This is a genomic window from Sphingomonas asaccharolytica NBRC 15499, from assembly GCF_001598355.1.
In the GTDB taxonomy this organism is placed as follows: Bacteria; Pseudomonadota; Alphaproteobacteria; order Sphingomonadales; family Sphingomonadaceae; genus Sphingomonas; species Sphingomonas asaccharolytica.
Genome location: NZ_BCYU01000033.1, coordinates 14993 through 38580 on the forward strand (window position 1 = coordinate 14993; position 23588 = coordinate 38580).

Sequence of the window (23588 nt, forward strand, 5' to 3'; positions counted from 1 at the left end):
GACTTGGCCCTAGCGGAATAGCATCCGCTATTCCGCTAGGGCCAAGTGGAAAACCACATCCAGTGCATGAATGCCTGTTCGCCCGACAGCCCTGCAGCGGAGATGATCGGGAAGAAATAAACGGCGATGCCGAACGCCAGGATCGCGAACCCCTCGTCCCAATGCTGTAGCTTGCCCTTGCCGAAATGATCGAACGCGGCGGCCAGCGCGATGCACAGGAAGATCGAGGGCAGGTAATAATAATAGAAGAATCCCAGCGACTTGGGGATGATCGCCCAGATCAGGTAGCTCGCCATCCATAAGCCCGCGGCGAATAGCAGCTTGGGATCGCGCGCGCGCAGCCAACCCCATAAGCAGGCGATCACCGCCAGCAAGCCGCCCCACAAGATCACCGGATTGCCGATCATAAGGATGCCGCGCGTCGCCCCGTCCGACGGCTCGTAGAAATACCAGATCGGGCGGATCATCAGCGGCCAGCTCCACCACGCCGATTGATAGGTGTGGTGGGGGAGGACCTGGGTCTGCTCGCGGTACATCATGTCCTGGAAGGGCAGCAGATCGGCGAGCGTCAGCGGCTGGTCGTGGTAGAAGAAGGCCGGCGCGAAGGTTAGAAAATAGACCGCGATCGAAACCAGTCCGAATACGGCGAGCGCCGGGATCGCGGCGAGCCCCGACCAGTGTAGCTGATCGCGGCCCGACCATAGTGTCGAGAGTGGCCGCTTCGCCTTTGCTGCGTCGCGCCAGCGCAAGGCCAGGAAGCCGATGCCCGCCCAGGCGACATAGGGGATGGCCGCCCATTTTGTGCCGACGGCCAGGCCGAACAGCACGGCCGACAGGATCCAGCGCGGCCACGCCTTACCGGCGGGCGCGCGCATCGCCCACAACATCGACGCGATCCCCCAGAGCGTGAAGGCGGCTAGGAACGGATCGATCATCGCGATCCGCGCCTCGATATAGGTGGTGAAATTGAGCAACGCGAAGATCGCGCCCATCACCGCCGGGCGCATGCGACGATAGAGCAGCCACAGGATGGCAAATACGCCCATCACCGTCGCCGCGCCGGCAACCGTCGAGAAGAAGCGCCAACCGAAACTATTGTCGCCGAATAGCGCGATCCCGGCGGCGATGAACTCCTTGGCGAGCAGGGGATGTTCGGTGTTGACCGGCCCCGACAAAGCGAGCAGGGCACGGGCGGCGGGCACGTAGTGGATTTCGTCGAACACGATTTTCGACGGGATCGTGACACCCCATAGAAACAAGGCTTGCGCGGCCAGCCCGATCAGGATCGCGACAGGAAACGGGCGGGGACGACCATGCATCCCCGCCCGCTTAGCGTGCCGTTCGCGCTGAAGCGACGCGAATTTCGTCCGTTTCGTTCAGCTCAGTCGCGCGTCGAGCCGGATCTCGACCGGGTCGCCTTCGACCAGGTTGCGCCGGCGAACGACGTCTTTCTTGACCGGCAGCTTATGGACGCCGCCGCCCATCGCCATGAATGCGCTTTCGAACGGTTCATCACCGATCCGGCCGCGTATTTTGACCAGCCCGCGCGTGCCGAACGTCGCGACCGATTCGGGCCAAATGAGATAATACCAGCCGCCCTTGGCCCTGCTTTTCTGCAGCGGCGCCGAGAAGGCGATGTCGAGCGGTTTGGCCGGCATCACCACGTCCCTTCCTGCATCCGACGCTGTCGTTCCGCCTCGCGTGCCGTATCGATCGGCGGCACCGACGCGCCGTCGGGGATCGGGCCAACGGGTTCGTAGGTCGCGATGATCGTGCCGGCAGGCGTGACCTGGTGGTCGACCATCTTCAGCGCGCCCGCGGGCGTGCCGTCGCCAAACAGCCTTTTGCCGTCGCCCAGGGTCAGGGGGTAGATCATCACCGTCAGCCGATCGAGCAGTCCGGCCGACAACAGGCCGGGATAGATTTCGCTCGACCCCCAGATCATCAGATCGGGGCCGTCGCCCTGCTTCAAGGTGGCGACGTCGTCCATGCCCTTCAACCGGTGGCTGTTTTCCCATTCGAGCGGCTGATCGCCGCGCGTCAGGACATACTTGCCGGCGTTCGTGAAGGTCTCGCCCAGTTGGGCTTCCTCGCCTTCGACATACGGCCAGTAAGCGGCGAAGATGTCGTACGTCCTTCGCCCGAGCAGCAGGTCATAACCGTCGAACGCGGCGCCCAGCGTAGCATCGGCCGCGGGGTCGGGGAACTTGAACTGCCAACCGCCATGCTTAAAGCCGCCGGTAATATCCTCGTTCACCCCTCCCGGTGCCTGCATCACGCCGTCGAGCGAGACGAAGACGGTGCCGACGATCTTACGCATCGGCCTTCTCCGTCAGCCCCTTGGAGACCTCTTCGAGCTGTTCGGCCATGATCGACCAGCCTTGCTCGAAGCCCATCGCCTGGTGTTGCTCGAACGCTTCCTTGGTCCAGTGGCGCGCGCTGGCACGAAAGCGCGTTTTGTCGCCTTCGGGCGTGTATTCGAAGACGCCGACCATGAACGGTCCCTGCGGAATCCAGCCTTCGCGAAAAGCGTCGGTGAAGACTATCTTCCGCAACGGCTCGACCTCGAGATAGATGCCTTCGTTGGGCATCACTTCGCCGTTCGGGCCGTGCATCGTGGTCGCGGCGCGGCCGCCGGCGCGCAAGTCCATCGCCACCACTTCGGCACGCCATGGCTTGGGGCAGAACCAGTCGGGCAGATGGTCGGTATAGGCCTTCCACACCGCCTCGACCGGCGCGTCGATCAGGCGTTCGATCGACAGTTCGTATTCGCCACCGCTCATTCCACCAACTCCCCAGCGCGGGCGCGCTCGATCGTGGCGATGTCGATCTTCTTCATCGTCATCATCGCGTCCATCACACGCTTGGCCGTGGCGCGGTCGGGATCGCTCATCCCCGCCATCAGCGCGCGCGGCGTGATCTGCCATGAGAAACCCCAGCGGTCCTTGCACCAGCCGCACGCGCTTTCCGCGCCGCCATTGCCGACGATCGCATTCCAGTAGCGGTCGGTTTCCTCCTGATCGTCGGTATAGACCTGGAAGCTGACCGCTTCGTTGGGCTTGAAATTGGGACCGCCGTTCAACCCCAGGAACGCCTGGCCAAGGACGGTGAATTCCACCGTCAGTTCGTCGCCGGCCTTGCCGCCGGGATAGTCGGCCGCCGCTTCATGCGGTGCACCGACATGGCTGTCGGGGAAGGTCGCCGCGTAGAATTCCGCCGCCTTGCGGGCTTCGCCGCGGTCGAACCACAAACAGATTGCCATCTTGCTCATTGCCGTTCTCCTGAAACAAAACCGACCGACGCACCTTGCGGGTCGACTGCGATGATGATGCGCTGGCCTCCGGGGACATCCATCGGCCCCATGATGACATTGCCACCGCCTGCCTTCACCTTGTCGACGGCAGCGTCGACATCGGGAATGGCGAAATAGAAGGTCCATTTGAGCGGTTGATCGGGGCTCGCGCGGTCCATCATCGCGCCCAGCCGGGAGTCGCCGCAATCGATGAAAGTGTAGTCGCCCATCTCGCCCATCGGCATCGCTTCGGTGGAAGTCCAGCCGAGCAGCGACGAGTAAAAGGGTAGTGCCGCCTTCTGATCGCTGGTGACGAGTTCGTTCCAGCTGCAACGACCGGGCAGGCTGGCCGAGAAGCTCGTGCTTTCCCGGTCACCCATCGAGGGGTCGGGCGCCATCAGGTAGAACGCGATGCCCTGCGGATCGGAAACCATCGCAATCCGCCCCACGCCGGGCAGATCGGTCGCCGGCATGTACGTCTGGCCGCCGGCCGCTTTGGTCTCAGCCACCTTGGCATCGACGTCCTCGACGTGGAAATAGGCAAACCAGGCCGGGCCGCTCTGCATTTCGGCGGGCACGGTCATCAGCCCGCCGACGCCGACATCGCCATAATTGAAGATGTTGTAGGGTGTGCCGCCCGCAGGCGACGGAAAAGTGGTCGTCGTCCAGCCGACGATGTCGCCATAGAAGGTCTTGGCGGCGTCGACATCGGTGGTGATCAGTTCATACCAGATCGGCATTCCGGTTCGGGTAGCCATGATCTCTCTCCTGTTGATGATCGTTATTGGTGATCGGTGTCGAGGATCGGCACAAAGCCGCCGAAGATCGCGCGCTGCATGTCGAAAGCGGGCGGCGCGGCCTGGATGTCGGGGTCGTCCATCATCCCGGCGAAGGCGGCGTCGCGGGTCGATTTGTCGGGCCATTCGACCCAGCCGAAGATCACCGTCTCGCCATCCTCGGCCGCGACCGCGCGCTTGAAGTCGGTGACCTTGCCATCAGGCACGTCGACACCCCAGGCATCGACGATGCGCGTCGCGCCCTTCTTGAGGAAGTAGGCGGAGATCTTCCGTGCGTGCTCGACAAAGGCTGCCTTATCCGAAGAGGTCGGCGCGACGATCCCGTCGACGAAGCCGAAACTGCCGCCATCGCCGCCTTCATAGGCCGGCTCATACCCGCCATAGATCATCCGTTGCGGGTTGAACGGCAACTCGCCATCCGGCTGCATGCGCTCGTCGGCCATCAGCTTTTCGGACGCCGCGTCACAGGTCGCCTTGTCCGGCCAGCGGACCCAGGAAAAGACGATCTTTTCGTCCGGTTCGGCCTGGACCGCGCGCTTCATGTCGGTGCGCTTGCCGTCTGGGATGTCGTCGCCCCAGCATTCGACTGTGGTGATCGCACCATATTCGGCGAAGACCGGCGCGGCCTTCTTCGCCATGTCGAGATAGGCCCGTTTGTGGTCCTGCTTCACCGGAATGATGAAGCCTTGCACATAGGTCATGATGCCTCTCCTTTTTGTTGTTTTGGTCAACGATTCAGGGGCAGCAATGCGCGGATGCGGGAGTCGCGCAGCCACAATCCACCCCATAGCATGATCCCGACATACACGCCGAACAGCGTGTAGCCGAACAGCGGGCTTCCGACCCGCAAATGTGTCGCCACGGCGCCGCCCAAATAAGCGGTTAGCAGGATGGCGCCGAGCAATGCCGTGCGCTGCCAGGCGTAAAGCGCCGTCGCGAGGCCCAGGATTGCCCCCAGCAGTCGATAGAAGCCGGATGTGGCGGGAAGGCCAAGCGGCGGACTGTGTGCGATCATCGTCATCGGGGCGATCAGCTTGCCCGCGGCATCGGCACCTAGGAAGAGGATGACCAGGGCAGTCAGGATGCGGCCGGTCCAGAGCTGGAGCGTGCGCGGGGTCGGTGCCGCCGAAGCGGCCCGATAGGTGGTAGCCATAAGATGTCTCCCAATAACGTGCGGCTCAGGCCGCGTTGGCGAACACCGCCATGTGATCGGCAAGCGCCCGGTTGAAGGCGGGTCGCGCTTCGCCGCGGGCGACATAGGCGGCAAGCGCGGGCAATTCGTCGAGGATGCCGGTACCGCGCAGGGCGCGGAGCACGGACACCATCATCAGGTCTCCGGCCGTAAAGCCGACACCGTCGAGCCACTCCTTCCTATCCAGCGCGGCTTCGAGGTCGCCCAAGCGTGCCTTGAGATCGTCGATCACCTTGGGTCGCCGAGCCTTGGACCAGTCGCGATCCGCTTCGAACACGTCGACCACAGCGAGCTGCTGGACGAACGGCTCGATCGAGTTGAGCGCGGCGATCGCCCACTGCACTGCGGCGGCGCTTCGGGCGGCATCGTCGGGCAGAAGCCCGGGTGCCAGGCTTGCGATATGGAGCACGATCGCGCCCGATTCGAAGATCTCGACCTTGCCGTCCGAATAGGTCGGGATCTGACCGAACGGCTGAAAACGGCGATGCGCTTCCGACTTGGCATAGGGCAGGTCGATGACGTCGACGTCATAATCGATCCCGACCTCCTCGAACGCCCAGCGTGCGCGAGTATCCCGAACCAGGCCCTGCGCGAACGGCGGGACCCATTTATAGGCAGTGATGACGGGCTTGGTCATGTGATCCTCCTTCACGCGACGATCGGCATGCCGGCGAGCGCCGGGTAGTCGAGGATGACGATGCCGGTCACGGCGAACCAGAAAAGGCCGGCAATCCAGGGGCGGAAACGTTCGGGCATCGTAAATCTCCTTTGGGGGAGGGGTGCGGCGCTCAGGCCGCGACGCCCTCATGCTGATCGTTCATCGCGGCGGGGAACGCTGCCATGTCCATGTAAATCGGCTCGAAAATATGGCCGTCGAGATCCTCGAACGGGCGAGCGTACATGAAGCCGCCGTCCTCGGTGGCGCGCGTCTGGCGTCCGCCGGCGGCGATAGCGGCGTCGGTGATCGCATCGACTTCGGCGCGGCTGTCGCGCGACACGGCGATCAGCGCGGCGCTGGTCTTGTGCGTGTCGGCGATCTCTTTGGTCGTGAAGGTCCGGTAGAAACCATGGTCGAGCAGCATCACGTGGATCGCGTCCGACCAAACCATGCACGATGCCTGCTCGTTGCTGAACTGCGGATTCTTCTCGAACCCGATCGCTTCGTAAAAGGCAGTTGCCTTGGCGACATCGGCGACGGGCAGGTTCATGAAAATCATCTTGGCCATCTCTTCTCTCCCTAAAGCCGGGACCGCCAAGGGGTTGGCGAATCGGCTGACTTGACTTTTATGCCGACTCCAGTTACAAAAAGCAACCATGAAGTTATAAAAAGTGACTAAACTGGAAAATATGGTGGAAAAACGGTGGTATGACGATGCCTGCGGTACCGCGATGGCGCTCGAATTGGTGGGCGAACGCTGGTCTCTGTTGATCGTTCGCGAGCTGATGTTCGGCGGCCGGCGCTTCGGTGAGCTCAAAGGCGCGCTCAACGGCATCAGCGCCAATGTGCTGACCCAGCGGCTCGAAGGCATGGAAGCCGCCGGCATCCTCCAGAAGCGCAAGCTGCCGCCGCCCGCCTCGGTCCAGATCTACGAGCTGACTCGCTGGGGCTATGAAAGCGAGACGGCGATCCAGGAGCTCGGCCGCTGGGCGACGCGATCGCCCGCGCACGATCCGTCGCTGCCTTTGTCGGCGGCGTCGTTGATGCTGTCGTTCCGCACCATGTTGTCGGCGGAACGCTCGGCGGGGATGGTCGCCAGGATCGGGTTCCGGCTGGGCGATGAGGTGTTCACCACCGAACTCGCCAATAGCAGCTTTCAGGTGACGCGTACCGAGCCGGTGGAGGCGGATATCGTCTTCACCTCGACCCCGCGCGGATTTGCTGCGCTGACCTATGGTGGTGTGCCGATTGCGGAAGGCGAGAAATTGGGCCTGGTCACGGTCGAAGGAGACCGTTCGCTCGCCGAGCGGTTCGTGACCCTATTCCCCTTGCCGCCCAAATGGACCGAGGATTGATCGTGCCGGGACGGATCGATAGCGCCAGCCGGATCATCCACGCCACGCCCGAGGCGATCTATGATGCGTTCATCGATCCCGACGCCCAGGCGCGGTGGTTGCCACCCACCGGGATGACCGGAAAATTCGATCGCTTCGAGCCATGGCCCGGTGGGCGCTATCGCTTGACCCTGACCTTTACCGGCGAGCACGTGACCGCGGGCAAGAGTTCGGCTGATGCCGATACGGTGGAGGGGCAGTTGGTCGAATTGATCCCCGGCGAACGCATCGTCCAGACCGCCGACTTCGAGTCGGACGATCCGGCCTTTGCCGGCACGATGACGATGACCTGGTCGCTCCGTCCGGTCCCGGGCGGAACGGAGGTGACGATCGAGGCGTTCGATGTGCCGCCCGGAATCTCGGCCGAGGATCATGCGCAAGGGATGGCTTCAACCCTGGCGAACCTGGCGGCTTTCCTGGAATAGCAGAACGGGGATGCGTCCTGCGCGGCAGATTTTCGAATATCGGGTCGGCAAATCGCGTCTCGACTTGGCGCCCTAGGCACGTCTAGGGAGGGCGCCGCGAAGGATTAGCCGATGACCGATATCCCCAACATCCAGCCCGACAGCCGCCAGACGACATTGCTCGACGCGCCCGACCAGATGAAGAAGGTGCGCGACCTGTTCGGCATCGACAGCGACATGGAAGTGCCCGCGTTCAGCGAGGCCGACGAGCGCGTGCCGGATCTCGACCCCGCATATGTCTTCGATCCCGACACCACGCTGGCGATCCTGGCGGGCTTCGCGCACAATCGCCGCGTAATGGTCCAGGGCTATCACGGCACTGGCAAGTCGACGCATATCGAACAGGTCGCGGCACGCCTCAACTGGCCGTGCATCCGCATCAACCTCGACGCGCACATCAGCCGTATCGACCTGATCGGCCGCGACGCGATCGTGCTCAAGGACGGTCAGCAGGTCACCGAATTCCGCGAGGGGCTGCTGCCCTGGGCGCTGCAGACGCCGACGGCTCTGGTGTTCGACGAATATGATGCCGGCCGGCCGGACGTGATGTTCGTGATCCAGCGCGTGCTCGAGACCGAGGGCAAGCTGACTCTGCTCGACCAGAACCGCGTGATCCGCCCGAACCCCTATTTCCGCCTGTTCGCGACCGCCAACACGGTCGGCCTGGGCGACACCAGCGGCCTCTATCATGGCACACAGCAGATCAACCAGGGCCAGATGGACCGCTGGAACATCGTCGTCACGCTCAACTATCTGCCTGCCGCGGTCGAGGCGCAGATCGTGCTCGCCAAGTCCGGCGAGTATGACAAGCCCGACGGCAAGCAGGTCGTCGACAACATGGTCCGCGTCGCCGATCTGACTCGCAAGGGTTTCATCAACGGCGACATCTCGACCGTGATGAGCCCGCGTACCGTCATCACCTGGGCGCAGAACGCGCTGATCTTCGGCGATGTCGGCTTCGCTTTCCGCCTGTCGTTCCTCAACAAGTGCGACGAAGCGGAACGCGCCTTGGTGGCGGAATATTACCAGCGCGTGTTCGGGAAAGATTTGCCCGAGAGCGTAGTGGCGAAGGCGTAACAGCGAGCGCGTGGCGCAGGATACTCCCCTCGATCGCTTCAAGGCCGTGCTCGGCGGCGCGTCGCGCGCGCTTGCCGACGAGGCCGAGGTCGAGCTTGCGTTCACTGCCGACGCGCCGGCGCAGTCGGGCAAGCATATCAAGGTGCCGATGCCGGCGCGGACCTTGCCGGCCGACCAAGTCGCCGAGGCGCGCGGGTTCGCCGATTCGTTCGCGTTGCGGCTGAAGCTTCACAACCCGTCGCTCCACCTCAAGAATGCGCCGCACGATGCGGTGGCACGCGCGGTGTTCGATGCGGCGGAGACGGCGCGGGTCGAGGCGCTGGGATCGCGCGGCTATGCCGGCATCTCGGCCAATCTCAACCATGCGCTCGATATGCGGTTGCGCTCGGATCCGATCACGCGGGCGCGCAGTCGCGACGAAGTCCCGTTGTCGACCGCGATCCAATTGCTGGTGCGCGAGCGGCTGACCGGCCAGGCGGTGCCCGACGTCGCGCAGCCAGGGCTCGATCTGGTCCGCGACTGGATCGAGGAGAAAGCCGGCGGCGATCTCGACGCGCTGCGGCTTGCGCTCGACGACCAGCGCGCCTTTGCCAGCCTGGCGACCAAATTGCTCGAGGATCTCGAACTGGTCGAGGGCGATCAGATCCCCGAGGACAGCGACGACGGCGGCTCGGACGACGAAGGGACCGACGAGCAACAGGACCAGGGCGAGGAAGGCGACGACCAGGGCGAGCAGGGCCAAGGCGAAGTCGAAGCGCGCGGCGAACAGTCCGAGGCCGAGAGCGACGACGGCGAGGGCTCGGAGGCCGGCGACGAATCGTTCGAGGATGCCGAGGGCGAGGCAGGCGACGAGGGCGAGGAGGGGATGCTCCCCGTCCGTCCCAATCGCCCATTCGCCGATCCCTCGTCGCAATTCGATTACAAAGCGTGGACCACGCAATATGATGAGGTGATCGCTGCGACCGAGCTGTGCGACGCCGAGGAATTGACGCGGCTGCGCTCGTATCTCGACCAGCAATTGGTCCATCTGCAGGGTGCGGTGACCAAGCTCGCCAACCGGCTGCAGCGCCGGCTGATGGCGCAGCAGAACCGGTCGTGGGATTTCGACCAGGAAGAAGGGTTGCTCGACGCCGCGCGGCTGGCGCGGGTGGTGATCAACCCGATGCAGTCGCTGAGTTACAAGATCGAGCGCGACACCGAGTTCAAGGACACCGTCGTCACCTTGCTGATCGACAATTCGGGCTCGATGCGCGGGCGGCCGATCTCGATCGCCGCGATCAGTGCTGATATCCTGGCGCGCACGCTCGAACGCTGCGGAGTGAAGACCGAGATTCTCGGCTTCACCACGCGCGCGTGGAAAGGCGGACAGGCGCGTGAAAGCTGGCTCGCTGCGGGGCGTCCACCGCAGCCGGGGCGCCTCAACGACATCCGCCACATCGTCTACAAGCAGGCCGACGAACCCTGGCGCCGCGCCAAGCCCAGCCTGGGGCTGATGATGCGTGAAGGCCTGCTCAAGGAGAATATCGATGGCGAGGCTTTGCTCTGGGCGCACGCGCGGCTGATCGGCCGGTCGGAAGAGCGCAAGATCATGATGGTGATCTCCGACGGCGCGCCGGTCGACGATTCGACCTTGTCAGTGAACAGCGGTTCGTATCTCGAGCGCCATCTGCGTCAGGTGATTCACTGGATCGAGAACCGCTCGCCGGTCGAACTGGTCGCGATCGGTATCGGTCATGATGTGACACGCTATTACGAGCGCGCGGTGACGATCATGGATGCCGAGCAATTGGGCGGCGCGATCATCGAGCAGCTCGCGGCTTTGTTCGACAAGCCTTGAGCGCGGGGCTTAAGCTCCAACGATCGTCACCCCAGCCTTGTGCCGGGGTCCACTGCTCCACAACCGAACTGAGGTGTGAGTGCACGGTGGATGCCGGGACAAGCCCGGCATGACGAGTGGGAGCATATTGCCGCCACCCGATGGTTTTCGTGGTCCCGTCAAACGCTCGATCACCATCGCCGGGCACGAAACCTCGATCACGCTCGAACCCATATTCTGGCGAGCACTCGAAGACGCGGCGAGAGTCCGTGCTTTGCCGCTCTCCGCACTAGTCGCCGAAATCGACGCATTACGGATCCTCGCCAACGATCCGCCCAACCTCGCCAGCGCGTTGCGGACATGGGCGTTGGGCGAGGCGCAAGCCATGGGTAGTTGAGAATATTTCTCAATAGCGTTGACACTGCGAACGACTCTCAATAGCGGGTCTCCCAACAAGGGAGATAAGAGTGAATCGCAACAATCCCGCGCGTCGCGTCGCGCAGCCTGCTTTCCTGGCCTTGTCCTGCGTCGGCGCCTTCGCCACGCACCCGGCGCTCGCCGCTGACGGGCCCGATCCGACGCCGGCCAATGACGACAATGATAGCGACGGCCAGGGTCGCCGCGACATCATCATCAATGGCCAGCGGATCAGGAATGCGGCCGATCCTAGCGGGCCCAAGGACGTCGCGCCGATCGTCAACACCCCGAAGGCGATCGTCGTCCTGTCACGTGATGTGATCGATCAGACCGGTTCGGCGAGCCTGCAGGACGCGCTGCGCACTGTCCCGGGAATCACCTTTGGCGCGGCCGAGGGCGGCAACCCGATCGGCGATCGTCCGTTCATCCGCGGCTTCGACAGCCAGGGCTCGATCTATGTCGACGGCGTTCGCGACCTGTCGTCGCAAAGCCGCGAAGTGTTTGCGATCGACTCGGTTCAGATCGTGCGCGGGTCGGACTCGACGCTCGGCGGCCGCGGCTCGGCCGGCGGCACGATCAACATCATCTCGAAATTGCCGCAGCTGGGCAATTTCGGGTCGGCCACCGCCAGCTATGGCAATGGCGACTACAAGCGTATCACCGGCGATCTCAACATCCAGCTATTGCCCAATGTCGCGTTCCGAATCGAAGGGTTGTGGCACGACCAGGACGTAGTCGACCGCAATGCGATCTGGTCCCGGCGCTGGGGCTTCGCGCCCAGCCTGACGATCGGGGTCGGCACCTCCACCCGGCTCACTGCGAGCTATTATTACCTGGAGAGCCACGAACTGCCCGACAGCGGCATTCCGTATCTGTACGTCTGCACCGCAACCAACTGCAACGCGCCGCTCGGTAACAGCGTGACGACGCCGGCGCTGGGCAAGATCACCACGATTACCGGAGCGACTGGCGTCGTCGACCGCTCCGCTTTCTACGGCATCGCCGACCGCGATTTCCGCGATACCTCGACCAATCAGGCGATGCTGCGGTTGGAGCATGATTTCGGCACGCTGACGCTGCGCAACACGGCTCGCTTCACGCGTAACGTCCAGAACTACATCTATACCCAGCCCGACGACACCCAGGGCAATGTGTTCGGGACGCGCTCGGCCAACCCCACGACCAATCCGGCGGGCAGTGTCTATACCGGTGGCTTGGTCTGGCGCCGGGCCAATACGCGCTATGGCTATTCGACCAGCATCGTCGACCAGACCGATCTGGGCGGCACGTTCAAGACCGGCGGGATCGAGCACAGCTTCGCGATCGGCACCGAATTCGCGTGGGAGAAGACGCGGCGCGGCACTTATGTGCTGGCGACCGGGTCGACCGCGACCCCGCGCTGCAACACCAGCACCATCGCGCGGTACAATTGCACCAGCCTGTTCGCGCCCAACCCGTACGACCCGTGGGTCAATTATGTCAGCGATTCGTCGACCGTCACCGCGCCGGTCACGAAGGGTGCGCCCAATACCGAAACGCAGAACGATGCGGAAACGCAGGCGGTCTATGCGTTCGATTCGATCACGCTGATCCCGCAGTTGATCGTCAATCTCGGCGTGCGCTTCGATCGCTTTAAGTCGACCACGACGTTGCCGTTCGCAGCAGGTGCCGCGGCCGCCCGGTTGTCGAAAGTTGACAATCTGTTCAACTGGCAGGCGGGTGTGGTGTTCAAGCCGACTAGCGAGACCAGCGTCTATGCCAGCTATGCGACAGCGGCCACACCGCCGAACAGTTTGCTAGGTGAAGGTCGCGAGGACAATGCGCTGCCGACCACGGTCACCAACCAGAATCTGGCGATTCTCGACGCGCTAAAGGTCCAAAAGACCAAGTCGTACGAGGTCGGCGCCAAGGCCAGCCTGTTCAAGGAGAAGCTCGCGCTGGGCTTCGCCGCCTTCCAGACCGAGATCAATAACGCCCGTGTCCAGATCGATGCCAACACGGTGGGGTTCCTTGGGCGGACCCGCGTCCGTGGTCTCGAATTTACCGCCAGCGGTCAGATCCTGCCTGGCTGGACGGTGTTCGGCGGCTATACTTATCTCGACCCCAAGATCATCGATGCCGGCAACACCGCCCTGGCCGTTGCGGCAAACGGCCCTGCGGTGGCAACTACAGTCTATGTCACGTCGGTCAGCAATGGCCGCCAGGTGCCGCAGACTGCCAAGAACAGCTTTACGATGTCGAGCCAGTTCGCCGTGAACAAGCAATTCACGATCGGTGGCGGCGCGATCTTCATGGACAAGCAGATTAGCGGCTATGCCGATAATCGTGCCGCGACACAGACCAGCGCGGGCGTCGTGACGGTCACCCCGGCAACCAAGGTGCTGACTCGCGAAATACCAAGCTATTGGCGCTTCGATGCCAATGCGGCCTACAGCATCACCCAGAATGTCCGGCTCAGCGTCAACGCGCAAAACCTGACCAACAAGACCTATTTCAGCAACACCTTCACCAATCACTATGCGACCATCGCGCCCGGCCGGACGGTGTTCGGCACGGTGGAGGTCAAGTTCTGACGACGACATCCCCCACCGCCGTCGTCAGTGCCGCGCGCATCCCGGATGATCCCGGGGAGCGCGCGGCGTTCCTTCGTCGACTTGCCGAGAGCGGGGAGGCCGAGGCACAGGCGCTTTACGGTCAATTGCTGCTCGACGGGAATGGCGTCGCCAGGGACGAGGCGACCGGGTTCGTCTGGTTCAACCGCGCCGCGGCGCAAGGGCATCTAATGGCGCTCAACATGGTCGGGCGCTGCTACGATCTCGGCTGGGGCGTTGCCGTGGACAAGGTGCGCGCGGCCGATTGCTATCGCATCGCCGCCGAGCGCGGGCTCGACTGGGCGATGTACAATTACGCGACCTTGCTCGCGCTGGGTCATGGCGTCGCCGAGGACAAAGCGGCAGCGCTCGCCTGGTTCGAAAAGGCCGCCAAGCTCGGTAATGCCAAAGCGATCAACTTCGTCGGCAGTTTCCATGAGGATGGCTGGGTAGTCGCGCGCAACCTGACCAAGGCGGCGCGGTTCTATGAGCGCGCGGCCGAAGGCGGCGACTTCCGCGGTATGTTCAACCACGCCCGCATGCTTGGCGCCAAGGGACGCGGCGAGGAAGCGCTGCGGTGGATCGAACGGGCAGGGGAGCGGGCAACGCCGGCCTTTGTCGCCAAGGCCGCTGCTTTTCTCGACGCCTCGCCTGTGCCCGCCTTTCGCGCGCGCGGCCGCGCCGCGATCGAACGCGGAGCGGGCCGATGCTGATCGCTATCCCCGATGTGCTCGACGCGTCGGGTGTCGCCAGGATGCGCGCGATTATCGATGCGGCCGAGTGGATCGACGGCAACGCGACTTCGGGCCATCAATCGGCGCTCGCCAAGAAGAACGCGCAATTGCCGGAAGAGTCGCCGGCGGCGCGCGAGGCGGGGGCGATGGTGCTCGATGCGCTGTCGGGGGCGGCCTTGTTCGTCGCCGCGGCACTCCCTCTCAAAGTCTATCCGCCGCTGTTCAATCGTTATGCCGGTGGCGACACGTTCGGCGCGCATGTCGACAGCGCGATCCGCATCCGGCGCGGCAGCGACTTTCGCGTGCGCAGCGACTTGTCGGCGACGCTCTTCCTGTCCGATCCCGACAGCTATGACGGCGGCGAATTGGTGATCGAGGATCAGTTCGGCGAACAGCGCGTCAAGCTGCCCGCCGGGCATATGGTGCTCTACCCCGCGTCGAGCGTGCACAGGGTCGAGCCCGTCGCGCGCGGCGAGCGAGTCGCTTCTTTCTTCTGGATCCAGTCGATGGTCCGCGACGACGGCGCGCGCCGCATTTTGTTCGAGCTCGACCAGGCAGTGCAGGACGTCGCGGCACGCCTGGGGCAGGCCGATCCGACTGCGGTCCGCCTCACCGGCACTTATCACAATCTCCTCCGGCGCTGGGCCGAGGCGTAAGGGCAAAGATGACCAAGATTGGGCTGCGCAATTTCTGGTTCCAGGTGCACAAATGGATCGGGCTGATCCTGGCGATCCTGATCATCCCGCTCTGCGTGACCGGTGCCGCCTTGGTGTGGGACGAAGCGCTCGATCACGGCCTCAATCCCCAGCGCTACGCGGTGAGCGGCGAGCAGACGATCGATCCGCAGCTCTATATCGCGGCGGCGAAATCGGTGTTGAAAACTGGCGACCGCATCCAGTCGATCACCTTTCCCAATGGCGAGGGGCCCGTCGTCGTCGCAGCGACACCGGCGGGGATGAAGCCACAAGCGGGGCCGCCGGCGCGGACCAACGTCTGGCTCGACCCGCCGACCGCGCGGGTGCTCGATTGCGCGAGCAGCAATTCGGGGCTGATCCGCGCGATGCACATGATCCATGGCAGCTTGATGATCCCGGTCTGGGGACGCTCGATCGTCGGCTGGCTGGGCGTCGCGATGCTGTTCTCGTGCTTTACCGGCATCTGGCTGTGGTGGCCGACCGTCGGCAAATGGGTGCGCGGGCTCAGGTGGCGGCGGCATCGCCATCTCGACACCAATTTGCACCATCTGTTCGGCTTCTGGATCGCCTTGCCGTTGTTCGTGTTGTCGTTGACGGGGGCGTGGATCAGCTTCCCGCAATTCTTCGGCGCGATGTCGGGGGCGCAGTCGCAAAAGGGGCCGGATCGCGCGGCGATGGCGCGCGCCAAGCCGCTGGAGGCACCGAAGACCGGCCTCGATACCGCGATCGCGAGCGCACAGGCGGCATTGCCCGGCGATGTGGTGATGGTTGCCTGGCCGACCGATCTCAAGCCCGAATGGACGGTGACGATCGGGGCAGGGGCGGGGCGTCAGGTCAAGATCGACGACGCGACCGGCGCGGCCAAGGTCTCGCCGCCGCCCCGGGAAGACACCGCCCGCCTGATGCGCCGCATCCATGACGGCACGCGGATGGGGCTGGTGTGGCAGGTGGTGATTTTTCTGGGCGGGCTGCTGCCGGCGATCCTGGCGATCACCGGGGTGATCATGTGGTGGCGGGCGCGGGGATGGAAGGCTGAGTTGAAGGCGCGGCAGAAGGTGAGGGCGGTCGTCAAGGCCTGAATCTGCCGTCGTCTGCGCTTTAAAGCCCTCTCCCGCTTGCGGGAGAGGGTTGGGTGAGGGTCTTCTTTCTTCTCTTTTTGGGCGAGAGCTGTCTGGAAGAAGAAAGAAGACCCTCACCCTCCCGCTTCGCGGGCCCCTCCCTCTCCCGCACGCGGGAGAGGGTTAGATGAGTCCGTTACCGCCCCAGCAACACTCGCGCTTGCCCCGCTATTTGCGCCAGCATCGCGGCATTCGGTGCCGCTGCCGTCCGGGCGCGGTCGACCACGCCCTTGAATTGGGCGACGCGGCCGGCATTGGTGCCCAGCCACATCTCCACCGCGCCCTCAGGATCCTTGCCGGCATGGCGTTCGAGGAATTCGAGGCGGAGCTGCTGGAAGTCGCGCGCGAGGCCGGCGATCAGCAGGCGTTCCCACGGATCGCTCGACAGGATGCGCGCGGCGGTCGCCTGCGCCCAGTCCAGCCCGAGTGCCTGGCCGAGGTGGGTGAAGGCGCGCGTCAGCACGGTCTCGTCCATGCCGAGCTCGGCACCGAGATCGGCAAGGCCGACCGCGCCGTCGAGCTCGAACAGCCGCACGACCTTCTTCGCCAGCGCCGCCGGCGCGCCCGCCGCTTCCAGGCTGGTCGAAATGCGCACCGATTGCGCGCTCGCTTCCTCGAGCAGCAATTCCTTGGTCTTGCGGTCGAGCGCCGCGACGCCCTTGGCCAGCCGCGCGATCACGACCGACGGCGTGGCGCCGGGCGCGGTCACCCGCAACAGATCGGCGATCTGGCTGCGCACCGCGACCGCCACTTCGTCGAACAGCGCAAGGCGGCCCGCTTCGGGCATCGGTGCGCGCTCGATCTCGGCCCATAATTTGTCGAGATCGTAGAGCCGCTCGACCACCACGAACATCGCCGCGATGTCCGCCATTGCCGCGCCTTCCTCCTCCGCCAACTCGAACGGGTGGAGCACGCCGAGGCGATTGACGACGCGATTGGCGAGCTTGGTCGCGATGATCTCTCCGCGCAGGCGGTGATGGTCGATCGCCTCGCCGAACTTCTTGCGCATCGCCGGCGGGAAAGCGGCGTGGAGATCGGCGAGCAACTCGTCATCGCTGCCGAGGTTGGAATGCTCGATCGCATCCTGCAGCGCGAGCTTGGCGGTGGCAAGCAATACGGCAAGTTCGGGACGCGTCAGGCCGCGGCCTTCGGGCGCTCGACGGAGCAGGGTGCCGTTATCGGCCAGCCCCTCGACCACGCGGTCGAGCCGGCCGGCGCTCTCGAATATCTCGATCAAGCGGACGAAACTCGGCAAGGCCTGGGCGCCGTCCTGTTCCATGATCGACAGCGCCAGCGTCTGCAGCCGGTTGTCCTCGAGCACCAGATGCGCGACGTCGTCGGTCATCTGGACGAGCAACTTGTTGCGCGCCTCGAATTGCAGCCGGCCTTCGATCATCTCGCGGTTGAGCGCGATCTTGATATTGACCTCGTTATCCGAGCAATCGACGCCCGCCGAATTGTCGATGAAGTCGGTGTTGATCCGGCCGCCCTTCGACGCGAAGGCGATGCGTCCGGCCTGGGTCACGCCGAGATTGGCGCCTTCGCCGATCGCGATCGCCCGGATATCCTCGGCATTGACGCGCAGGCGGTCGTTGGCGGGATCGCCGACCTCGATATGGTTCTCGCTCGCGGCCTTCACATAAGTGCCAATGCCGCCGAACCAGATCAAATCGGCGGGCGATTTGAGGATCGCCGAGATCAACGCGGCGGGCTCGAGCTCGTCGGCCGAGATGTCGAGCGCGGCCTTGACCTGTTTCGACAGCGGGATCGTCTTGGCGCTGCGCGGGAACACGCCGCCGCCCTTCGAGATCAGCTTGGGATTATAGTCCGCCCAGCTCGACCGCGGCAGGTTGAACATGCGCTCACGCTCCGCCCAGCTCGCCGCCGGATCGGGATCGGGGTCGAGGAAGATGTGGCGATGGTCGAACGCCGCGACCAGTTTGATCGCCTGGCTCAGCAACATGCCGTTGCCGAACACGTCGCCCGACATGTCGCCGCAGCCGACCACGCGGATCGATTGCGTCTGCACGTCGACCCCGCGCTCGGCGAAGTGGCGCTGGACCGAGACCCAGGCGCCCTTGGCAGTGATCGCCATTGCCTTGTGGTCATAGCCATAGCTGCCGCCCGAGGCGAAAGCGTCGCCCAGCCAGAAGCCGCGCTCGATCGCGATGGCGTTTGCGACGTCGGAGAAGGTGGCCGTGCCCTTGTCGGCGGCGACGACGAAATAGGGGTCCTCGCCGTCCAGGATCGTCACGCCCCTGGGATGGACGATCTTGCCCTCGACGATGTTGTCGGTGATCGACAGCAGAGTGCGGATGAAAATGCGGTAGCTCTCGGTCCCTTCGGCGAACCACGCGTCGCGATCTACCGCGGGGCTGGGCAGCTGCTTGGGATAGAAGCCGCCCTTGGCCCCGGTCGGCACGATCACCGCGTTCTTGACCCGCTGCGCCTTCATCAGCCCGAGGATTTCGGTGCGGAAGTCGTCGCGCCGGTCGGACCAGCGTAGGCCGCCGCGCGCGACCGGGCCGGCGCGCAGATGGATGCCCTCGACCCGCGGCGAATAGACCCAGATCTCGCGCCAGGGCAGCGGCGCGGGGAGGCCCGGCACCTTGTGGCTGTCGAGCTTGAACGCCAGCGCCTCGTCGGCCGCAGGAGTGAAGGCGTTGGTACGCAGGGTCGCGGCGATCACACCGTGGATCGCGCGCAGGATGCGGTCGTCGTCGATCGCCGAGACGTTGTTGAGCCCCGCCTTGATCGCCTCATCGGCAGCGATCACGCCGGCCTCGCTTTTGCCGCCCGGCGCATGCGCGGCGTTGAACCGGTCGATCAGCGCGGCGGTGACCGCCGGCGCGCGGCGCAGCGCATCGACCACCGTGGTCAGGCCATAAGTCAGCCCGCCCTGGCGCAGATAGCGGAACCAGGCGCGGAACAGCACCGCCGAGCTTGGCGCCATGTTGAGGTCGACGATCAGGCGGTTGAACGCGTCGTTCTCCGCATTGCCTTCCAGCACCGCGGCGACCGCATTTTCCAGCACGCTGGTATTGCCGTCGAATACAGCGCCGACGCCGCCCGCCGACTCGATCAGGAATTCGTGGATAAAGCCCTGGCCCTCGTCGGTCAGCGCGGTCGGCACTTCCTCGATCACGCGAAAGCCGAAATTCTCCAGCACCGGCACCGCATCCGACAGCGCGATCGAGCCGCCGAGGCGATAGAGTTTCAGTCGCGCCTCGCCGCGCGCGTCGCGATACAGGCGCACCGCGCGCTGCTCCGGCGTCTCGAGCGTCGCAAGACTGAAGATGTCGCGCGCCGCTTCGTCGGCATTGTTGACCGTGCGATAGCCTTGCGGGAAGCAATTGGCCCAGCGCAGCGCCAGTCGGGTCGATCGCGCCACGTCGCTTTCCGCGAGCGCGGCTTCGACCGCGGGCGCCCAGCCGCGCATCATCCGCGCCAGCCGGGTGTCGAGCGCGGCGACGTCGGGCACGCGGCCCTCGCCACGCAGATCGACCGTATAGCGGATCAGCGCGACCAGATCGTCCATCGCGATCGCCCAGTTGAGCACGGCACCGCCGGCCGCTTCGGCCAGCATATCGCCGATTGCGATGCGGCGCGCGGTGGTGAATTCGTCGCGCGGCAGCCACACGAAACAGAATAGATGCCGGCCCAGGATCGACCGCGCCATCACCAATTTGGGCCGCGGCCGGTCGGCCAGGCTCATTGCGGTCAGCGCGACGTCCTCCAGCGCCTCGGGCGTGAAGGCGATCAGCAGATCGTGGGGCAGGGTCGTCAGCGCATGTTCGAGCGCCTTGCCGGCATGGCCCTTGGGATCGAAGCCGAATTTCTTCTGCAGATCGCCCAGCCGGGTGCGCAGCCCGGGCACGTCGTCGGGTGGCGAGTTGAGCGCGGACGAGGTCCACAAGCCGGCATGGATCGACAGGCCGGAGACCTTCTTGCCGTCGCGGATCGGCACCACGATCAGGTCGAGCGGGATGTGGCGATGCACGCTGGAAATGAAGTTCGACTTGAGCAGCAGCGGCGCCTCATTGCCCTTTTCGAACCATTCGATCGCCAGCGCGCGTGAGGCTTCGGCCAGGATCGGGGTCTCGTGCTTGTTGCGGCAGATGCCGAGCGGATCGCGGGCGCCGCCTTCGCGGCCGAACTTGCCATGACCCAGCAGGGTGAAATGGCGGTCGAGGAACCAGCGGAGCAATTCGGCGCCCGTGCCGGTCAGAGTCGCGGCATCGGCTGCCATCGCTTCCTGCAATGGCACCCAATCGTATACCGCGGCGCGAACGTCCTTCAGATTGTCTTCGAGCGCGGTGACCAACGCGCGGCGCTCGCGCGCATCGGCCCGCTCCATCTCGATATAGATCATCGATTCGGGATTGCCGTCGCCGACGCCCATCAGCCCGCCCGAGGGATCGCGCGTGACCGGGATGACCGGGTGGATGATGCGATCGACCGCAATGCCCTGCGCCGCGATCGTCGCCGCGACCGAATCGACCAGGAACGGCATGTCGTCATTGACGATCGCCACCCGCATGCGGCGGCGCGGATCGTTGGCCGCGATCGGCTCGATCGCCATGGTCGGCCCGCCCGGCGGACGGCTATAGGCAGCGGTGGCGACGAAGTTCGCCGCTTCCGCGCGCTCCGCCTTTCCAAACCCCTGCAGCTCTCCCGGCAAGGCGCCCTTGGTCAGCCGGTCCGCAAGCGCGTCCGACAGCGATTTCAGCGTGGTCTTGGCCATCGCCGTCCTATGCCCCCGTGGGACGATGGGCTCAAGGATAGTTTCGGGTGTAACTTGGTTTGTGCGTTAGCGGGGTGCTCACCTGACACGCGAAACGTCGTCATCCCGGCAATAGCCGTCACCCCAGCGAAAGCTGGGGTCTCAGGCGATTGATATACTGCACGAGACCCCAGCTTTCGTTGGGGTGACGGAGGTCAGGCCTCGCCCCACTCCGTCGTCATCCCGGCCTTGTGCCGTGTTCGAGCTTTGGCTTGCCCCCCGGCAAGCCAAGATCGTGTCCGGGGGACACGATCTCGCTCGAACACCACCGGGAGGCTGGCTGAGAAGCAAGAGGCTCAGGGTTCCGCGCTTGCGGCACCGTGGATCCCGGCACAAGGCCGGGATGACGCAGGAGTGTAAGACGGCGCCGGGGAAGCGGCGAGCTTTGGGCCTACTTCGCCGCCTTCAACGTCCGAGCCGCGAGCGACCGGTCATTCGCCACCGAAGCAACAATATCCACCGTTCCCTCCCCAGTCGCCCGCCCCAGCAACACGACCAGCTCCCCAGGCTCCAGCCCGGTAGCCAATTCCACACTCGCCAACACCAGCCGCTCGGCGATATCCGCAAGCGGATCGCGCGCATCGTCCTTCGCCGGATTGCGCGCCGCCCGCTCAGCCGCGACCACGGCCTTGATCCCGCCATTGACGGTTTCCAGCAACGGCGTCAGCTGGCCAGCCGGAATCGCATGGCGGCGGGCATGCGCCAGCACCGCGGCGAATTCGGTCAGCCGCGCTTTGTCGTAATCGGCACCGAACACCAGTTTCGCCACCGCGGTCATCGGCGCGCGCTCCTGGACGGTCACGCCGGCATCGGCGAGCAAGCGGTCGTAGGTCTCGCTATCCTGCTCGGCGGCGAGCCCGAAATCGTGCGCGCGGCCCAGCGCGCGATAGAGCGCGGCGCGGCTGCGCGTATCGGCATTGGTCGCGGCCTGCGCGGTTTGCCGCGCCTGTTCCAGCTTGCCGGCCAGATCGTCGGGCTCGGCGACCGGCGCCACGTCGGCGGAGGGACCGTCGGCCCAGACCGGGGCAGCGGCCTGCGGCTTGGGCGCGGCGCGCAGCGCGGTATCGACCTCTGCATCGAGCTTCTTTTGCGTCGCGGCGTCGACCAGCTCTTTCCAGTTGATCACGCCATAGATGAAGTCGATCGTGTCGTCGTTCGACGAAAAGGGCATCAGGATGCCGCGATACATGGTGTTATAGCCGCGCGTGCCGACGAACTCGGCCTCGAACCCGATCGGGGCGCGGTTGGCGATGATCTGAAGATAATGGTCGGTCAGCCGCGACAGCAGCGACCGGCTGGGCACTTGCGAGATATGCGTGATCGACTGGTCGAGCGCGGTCTCGTCGCGCAGCGCGCGGCCCAGATAGGCGATCGCCGGATCCTCGATCCCGGCGGTGAAATCGAGCAGCACCGAATGCGGGCCGAAATCGGCGATATTGGCGGGATCGAGATCCTCGATCGACGGATAAGCGCGCCCGCGCAGCAACGACACCCAATGATTGTACGCGCGCACATGCATGCGGCGCTCATCGTTGCCGATCGCCGCCGCCGCCGCCGTATCGTCGATCCCATCATCCGCGACGACGCGATCGGCATCCGACCGGTCCTCTTCGTAGCCGCGCTGCGAATCCATAAACGTCCCCTGGGCGCACACCGCCCTGCACAGAGCGTGTTTTGCCCCGGGCGTGGTAAACGAAGCGTAAAGGGTGTTGAGGTGGGGTGATTTTGGGTGGGGAATGGTTGGTGAGAGCCTGCACCATTGACAATCGATATCAGTATTGATATCAGTCCTTGCAAGGGAGCCACGTCAAGATGGACAACAAGAGAGTCGATTTCTTGGGATCCTCCTACAAGGATCTTCTGGATATGCCGGAGAAGGTTATCGATCAGTTCGGTTACGAACTCGGCCTTGTCCAGAACGATATGACCCCAGAGGGCGCCAAACACCTCACCAAGACATTCGAGAATGGCGTTTGGGAATTGAGGGACAGCCACGACGGCGATGCCTATCGGGCGGTCTATTATTTGAAGCACGAGGACGTCGTGTTCGTCCTCCACTGCTTCAAGAAGAAGTCGAAGAAGGGCGGGGAGATCCCGGCGGCTGACAAGGCGACGATCGACGCTAGGTTGGCAGCAGCCAGGATCAAGATCGAGCAGATGAAGAAGGACCCAGGCACATGACCATCGACATCGGATACACTGTACCCGCCGGCGAAAGCGTTCTCGACCATCTCGGCCGCAGCCCGTCATTTGCCGCCAAGGCGAAGCTCGCAATCATCATCGCCAAGACCATTCAGGAGCTTGGGCTCAGCCAGCGGCAGGTCCAGCAGCGTACTGGCATCCCACAGGCCAGAATCTCGGAGATTTGTCGGGGAAAGCTGAAGGACATCTCGCGCGAGCGTCTTGAGGATTGTCTGCAACAGCTTGGGCATGACGTGGTCATCACTATCGCCACGGGTCGACATGACGGCGTCGGCGAGCTCCGCGTGGAGCAGTCTGATCGGACGCTCGAGACGGCGTGAGCGAAAGCGACATTGCCGCACTCCAATAGGCGAGCAGG

General features: G+C 64.5%; 23 protein-coding genes. 11 read left to right on the forward strand and 12 right to left on the reverse strand.

The window, feature by feature from the left end; all coding sequences use genetic code 11:
• Window positions 1-35 precede the first annotated feature (35 nt).
• The 10 genes from SAS01S_RS10755 to SAS01S_RS10805 form a co-directional block, all read right to left on the reverse strand.
• On the reverse strand, window positions 36-1319 hold the full coding sequence (locus SAS01S_RS10755) for a phospholipid carrier-dependent glycosyltransferase (RefSeq protein WP_066807711.1): 1284 nt from the start codon (window positions 1317-1319) through the stop codon (window positions 36-38).
• 57 nt (window positions 1320-1376) lie between these two features.
• The gene (locus tag SAS01S_RS10760; protein ID WP_066807712.1) at window positions 1377-1658 is read right to left on the reverse strand and encodes a DUF1905 domain-containing protein; all 282 of its coding nucleotides are present in this window, start codon (window positions 1656-1658) and stop codon (window positions 1377-1379) included.
• Complete coding sequence (locus SAS01S_RS10765; RefSeq protein ID WP_066807713.1) at window positions 1658-2320, reverse strand: dihydrofolate reductase family protein; 663 nt, start codon at window positions 2318-2320, stop codon at window positions 1658-1660. The genes SAS01S_RS10760 and SAS01S_RS10765 overlap by 1 nt, the downstream gene beginning before the upstream one ends.
• Window positions 2313-2783 (reverse strand): SRPBCC family protein, encoded by a 471-nt coding sequence (locus SAS01S_RS10770; RefSeq protein WP_066807714.1) that lies wholly within the window; start codon window positions 2781-2783, stop codon window positions 2313-2315. Before SAS01S_RS10770 ends, SAS01S_RS10765 begins: the two co-directional genes overlap by 8 nt.
• Window positions 2780-3271: a VOC family protein gene (locus SAS01S_RS10775; RefSeq protein ID WP_066807720.1), complete on the reverse strand. Its 492-nt coding sequence runs from the start codon at window positions 3269-3271 to the stop codon at window positions 2780-2782. The genes SAS01S_RS10770 and SAS01S_RS10775 overlap by 4 nt, the downstream gene beginning before the upstream one ends.
• Window positions 3268-4050: a VOC family protein gene (locus SAS01S_RS10780; RefSeq protein ID WP_084238819.1), complete on the reverse strand. Its 783-nt coding sequence runs from the start codon at window positions 4048-4050 to the stop codon at window positions 3268-3270. Before SAS01S_RS10780 ends, SAS01S_RS10775 begins: the two co-directional genes overlap by 4 nt.
• A 23-nt stretch (window positions 4051-4073) precedes the next feature.
• On the reverse strand, window positions 4074-4790 hold the full coding sequence (locus SAS01S_RS23400; RefSeq protein ID WP_084238821.1) for a DUF1428 domain-containing protein: 717 nt from the start codon (window positions 4788-4790) through the stop codon (window positions 4074-4076).
• 26 nt (window positions 4791-4816) lie between these two features.
• Window positions 4817-5242, reverse strand: coding sequence for a DoxX family protein (locus SAS01S_RS10795; RefSeq protein ID WP_066807724.1), 426 nt, complete (start codon window positions 5240-5242; stop codon window positions 4817-4819).
• A gap of 25 nt (window positions 5243-5267) precedes the next feature.
• Complete coding sequence (locus SAS01S_RS10800) at window positions 5268-5918, reverse strand: glutathione S-transferase family protein (RefSeq protein WP_066807726.1); 651 nt, start codon at window positions 5916-5918, stop codon at window positions 5268-5270.
• 151 nt (window positions 5919-6069) lie between these two features.
• Window positions 6070-6507 (reverse strand): VOC family protein, encoded by a 438-nt coding sequence (locus SAS01S_RS10805; RefSeq protein ID WP_066807728.1) that lies wholly within the window; start codon window positions 6505-6507, stop codon window positions 6070-6072.
• Between the two features lie 103 nt (window positions 6508-6610).
• Here SAS01S_RS10805 and SAS01S_RS10810 point away from each other — a divergent pair, with 103 nt between their 5' ends.
• The 9 genes from SAS01S_RS10810 (at window position 6611) to SAS01S_RS10845 (ending at window position 16206) form a co-directional block, all read left to right on the forward strand.
• Entirely contained in the window at window positions 6611-7294 is a 684-nt protein-coding gene (locus tag SAS01S_RS10810) for a winged helix-turn-helix transcriptional regulator (RefSeq protein WP_245656840.1), read from the forward strand.
• A 2-nt stretch (window positions 7295-7296) separates the two neighbouring features.
• Entirely contained in the window at window positions 7297-7758 is a 462-nt protein-coding gene (locus tag SAS01S_RS10815; protein WP_245656842.1) for an SRPBCC family protein, read from the forward strand.
• A gap of 111 nt (window positions 7759-7869) precedes the next feature.
• The gene (gene cobS, locus SAS01S_RS10820) at window positions 7870-8874 is read left to right on the forward strand and encodes a cobaltochelatase subunit CobS (RefSeq protein ID WP_066807734.1); all 1005 of its coding nucleotides are present in this window, start codon (window positions 7870-7872) and stop codon (window positions 8872-8874) included.
• Window positions 8875-8884: 10 nt separating this feature from the next.
• Complete coding sequence (gene cobT / locus SAS01S_RS10825) at window positions 8885-10711, forward strand: cobaltochelatase subunit CobT (RefSeq protein WP_066807736.1); 1827 nt, start codon at window positions 8885-8887, stop codon at window positions 10709-10711.
• 109 nt (window positions 10712-10820) lie between these two features.
• Window positions 10821-11087 carry a ribbon-helix-helix domain-containing protein gene (locus tag SAS01S_RS22190; protein WP_084238823.1) on the forward strand — a complete coding sequence of 89 codons (267 nt, stop codon included), beginning with the start codon at window positions 10821-10823 and terminating at the stop codon, window positions 11085-11087.
• 70 nt (window positions 11088-11157) lie between these two features.
• Entirely contained in the window at window positions 11158-13680 is a 2523-nt protein-coding gene (locus SAS01S_RS10830) for a TonB-dependent receptor (RefSeq protein WP_245656844.1), read from the forward strand.
• Window positions 13677-14411: a tetratricopeptide repeat protein gene (locus SAS01S_RS10835; RefSeq protein WP_066807774.1), complete on the forward strand. Its 735-nt coding sequence runs from the start codon at window positions 13677-13679 to the stop codon at window positions 14409-14411. The genes SAS01S_RS10830 and SAS01S_RS10835 overlap by 4 nt, the downstream gene beginning before the upstream one ends.
• Window positions 14405-15088 (forward strand): Fe2+-dependent dioxygenase, encoded by a 684-nt coding sequence (locus tag SAS01S_RS10840; protein ID WP_066807740.1) that lies wholly within the window; start codon window positions 14405-14407, stop codon window positions 15086-15088. Before SAS01S_RS10835 ends, SAS01S_RS10840 begins: the two co-directional genes overlap by 7 nt.
• Window positions 15089-15096: 8 nt before the next feature.
• Window positions 15097-16206, forward strand: a complete 1110-nt coding sequence (locus tag SAS01S_RS10845; RefSeq protein ID WP_066807742.1) for a PepSY-associated TM helix domain-containing protein — start codon at window positions 15097-15099, stop codon at window positions 16204-16206.
• A 175-nt stretch (window positions 16207-16381) separates the two neighbouring features.
• Here the strand turns inward: SAS01S_RS10845 and SAS01S_RS10850 are convergent, their stop codons facing one another.
• Both SAS01S_RS10850 and SAS01S_RS10855 read right to left on the reverse strand, forming a co-directional pair.
• A complete protein-coding gene (locus SAS01S_RS10850) occupies window positions 16382-20989 on the reverse strand; it encodes an NAD-glutamate dehydrogenase (protein WP_066807745.1) in 4608 nt (1535 codons plus the stop codon).
• Window positions 20990-21419: 430 nt separating this feature from the next.
• On the reverse strand, window positions 21420-22661 hold the full coding sequence (locus SAS01S_RS10855) for a PAS domain-containing protein (RefSeq protein ID WP_066807747.1): 1242 nt from the start codon (window positions 22659-22661) through the stop codon (window positions 21420-21422).
• A gap of 179 nt (window positions 22662-22840) precedes the next feature.
• On the opposite strand from SAS01S_RS10855, the gene SAS01S_RS10860 reads away from it, so the two are divergent.
• Window positions 22841-23209: a type II toxin-antitoxin system RelE/ParE family toxin gene (locus tag SAS01S_RS10860; protein ID WP_066807749.1), complete on the forward strand. Its 369-nt coding sequence runs from the start codon at window positions 22841-22843 to the stop codon at window positions 23207-23209.
• Window positions 23206-23550 carry a helix-turn-helix domain-containing protein gene (locus SAS01S_RS10865; protein WP_066807751.1) on the forward strand — a complete coding sequence of 115 codons (345 nt, stop codon included), beginning with the start codon at window positions 23206-23208 and terminating at the stop codon, window positions 23548-23550. The genes SAS01S_RS10860 and SAS01S_RS10865 overlap by 4 nt, the downstream gene beginning before the upstream one ends.
• Window positions 23551-23588: the final 38 nt, after the last annotated feature.

What these genes read in the sequence shown, in the direction of transcription:
- SAS01S_RS10755 (WP_066807711.1), bottom strand. Translation starts at nt 1,319, where the DNA reads ATGCATGGTCGTCCCCGCCCGTTTCCTGTCGCGATCCTGATCGGGCTG.
- SAS01S_RS10760 (WP_066807712.1), bottom strand. Translation starts at nt 1,658, where the DNA reads ATGCCGGCCAAACCGCTCGACATCGCCTTCTCGGCGCCGCTGCAGAAA.
- SAS01S_RS10765 (WP_066807713.1), bottom strand. Translation starts at nt 2,320, where the DNA reads ATGCGTAAGATCGTCGGCACCGTCTTCGTCTCGCTCGACGGCGTGATG.
- SAS01S_RS10770 (WP_066807714.1), bottom strand. Translation starts at nt 2,783, where the DNA reads ATGAGCGGTGGCGAATACGAACTGTCGATCGAACGCCTGATCGACGCG.
- SAS01S_RS10775 (WP_066807720.1), bottom strand. Translation starts at nt 3,271, where the DNA reads ATGAGCAAGATGGCAATCTGTTTGTGGTTCGACCGCGGCGAAGCCCGC.
- SAS01S_RS10780 (WP_084238819.1), bottom strand. Translation starts at nt 4,050, where the DNA reads ATGGCTACCCGAACCGGAATGCCGATCTGGTATGAACTGATCACCACC.
- SAS01S_RS23400 (WP_084238821.1), bottom strand. Translation starts at nt 4,790, where the DNA reads ATGACCTATGTGCAAGGCTTCATCATTCCGGTGAAGCAGGACCACAAA.
- SAS01S_RS10795 (WP_066807724.1), bottom strand. Translation starts at nt 5,242, where the DNA reads ATGGCTACCACCTATCGGGCCGCTTCGGCGGCACCGACCCCGCGCACG.
- SAS01S_RS10800 (WP_066807726.1), bottom strand. Translation starts at nt 5,918, where the DNA reads ATGACCAAGCCCGTCATCACTGCCTATAAATGGGTCCCGCCGTTCGCG.
- SAS01S_RS10805 (WP_066807728.1), bottom strand. Translation starts at nt 6,507, where the DNA reads ATGGCCAAGATGATTTTCATGAACCTGCCCGTCGCCGATGTCGCCAAG.
- cobS (WP_066807734.1), top strand. Translation starts at nt 7,870, where the DNA reads ATGACCGATATCCCCAACATCCAGCCCGACAGCCGCCAGACGACATTG.
- SAS01S_RS22190 (WP_084238823.1), top strand. Translation starts at nt 10,821, where the DNA reads ATGACGAGTGGGAGCATATTGCCGCCACCCGATGGTTTTCGTGGTCCC.
- SAS01S_RS10840 (WP_066807740.1), top strand. Translation starts at nt 14,405, where the DNA reads ATGCTGATCGCTATCCCCGATGTGCTCGACGCGTCGGGTGTCGCCAGG.
- SAS01S_RS10845 (WP_066807742.1), top strand. Translation starts at nt 15,097, where the DNA reads ATGACCAAGATTGGGCTGCGCAATTTCTGGTTCCAGGTGCACAAATGG.
- SAS01S_RS10850 (WP_066807745.1), bottom strand. Translation starts at nt 20,989, where the DNA reads ATGGCCAAGACCACGCTGAAATCGCTGTCGGACGCGCTTGCGGACCGG.
- SAS01S_RS10855 (WP_066807747.1), bottom strand. Translation starts at nt 22,661, where the DNA reads ATGGATTCGCAGCGCGGCTACGAAGAGGACCGGTCGGATGCCGATCGC.
- SAS01S_RS10860 (WP_066807749.1), top strand. Translation starts at nt 22,841, where the DNA reads ATGGACAACAAGAGAGTCGATTTCTTGGGATCCTCCTACAAGGATCTT.
- SAS01S_RS10865 (WP_066807751.1), top strand. Translation starts at nt 23,206, where the DNA reads ATGACCATCGACATCGGATACACTGTACCCGCCGGCGAAAGCGTTCTC.